The sequence below is a fragment of the Leisingera sp. F5 genome, from assembly GCF_001593695.1.
Map to the genome: position 1 here is coordinate 1 of NZ_LUKH01001287.1, position 1,135 is coordinate 1,135.

Sequence of the window (1,135 nt, forward strand, 5' to 3'; positions counted from 1 at the left end):
GCCTATCGCAGCCTGGTCGGGGTCATCATTGTCGTAAGCCTGTTGACGGTAGCGGGCAGCTGGCATCAGGTCAGCAGCGCCCGGCTGAGTGTTCATGCTGTGCGCAACCTCTTCCATTTCACCGGTCAGAACCTTTGGTTTCTGGCGGTGACGCTGGTGCCGCTGGCGCAGGTCTTTGCCTTGGAGTTCACCTCGCCCCTGTGGGTGATCATCCTGTCGCCGTTCTTACTGGGAGAAGCCCTCAGCCGGCGCCGTATGCTTGCCGCAGGCATCGGCTTTGCCGGCATCCTGATTGTCGCCCGCCCCAGTCCGGAAACGCTGAACCTTGGCATCATAGCCGCTGCCAGCTGCGCCATCTTCTTTGCGCTTACAGCTATCCTCACCAAGCGGCTGACCCGGAACGAAAAAACTGCTTCTATCCTGTTCTGGCTCACCTCCATGCAGCTGGTGATGGGTCTGCTGGCGGCAGGCTGGGACGGCGACATGGCGTTGCCGGACGCCACCACCCTGCCCTGGCTTGTTCTGATCGGCATTGCCGGGTTGACCGCTCATTTCTGCCTGACCACCGCGCTGTCCTTGGCGCCGGCCAGCGTTGTGGTGCCAGTTGACTTTGCCCGCCTTCCTGCCATCGCGATCCTTGGCATGGTGATCTACGGTGAAGCGCTGGATGCCTGGGTGCTGAGCGGCGCCGCGGTCATCTGCATTGCGAATTATCTCAACATTGTTGCCAAGAAACCCGCAAAGCCCGCTTAAGATTGATCGATTGCGGCAGGTTTCCGTGCCGTTAGCATTGATTTGACGAATTCCTGCTGGTTACGGTTCTGTGACAAAAAGCCGGAAAGGCTTTCGTACAGGGAGGAACAAATGAAGAAGATCCACGCTGCGCCCTTGGCGCTGGCGCTGCTGCCGGGTGTTGCCATGGCTGGCGGCGTTGACCGCTCCGGCCAAACTCTTGGTGCATTGTTTGAAGAGGGCACTTACGCCGAGTTCTCGATCGGCCATGTGAGTCCGGATGTGTCGGGCACGGCAATTGGCGCAAATTCTGGCGACATGGTCGGCTCGCACCTGCAGCTCGGCGCTGCTTACAAACGCGACATCAATGACAAGCTGAGTTTTGCGCTGATTTTCGATCAGC

1 protein-coding gene and 1 pseudogene are annotated in these 1,135 nt (G+C 59.3%); both read left to right on the forward strand.

Annotated elements, in window-relative coordinates:
* Positions 1–753, forward strand: a 753-nt coding sequence (locus tag A2I95_RS40835) for a DMT family transporter (RefSeq protein WP_291738006.1), incomplete at its 5' end; no start/stop codon positions are given.
* Between the two features lie 111 nt (positions 754–864).
* Positions 865–1,135: pseudogene (locus A2I95_RS40840) on the forward strand (hypothetical protein); the annotation flags it as partial.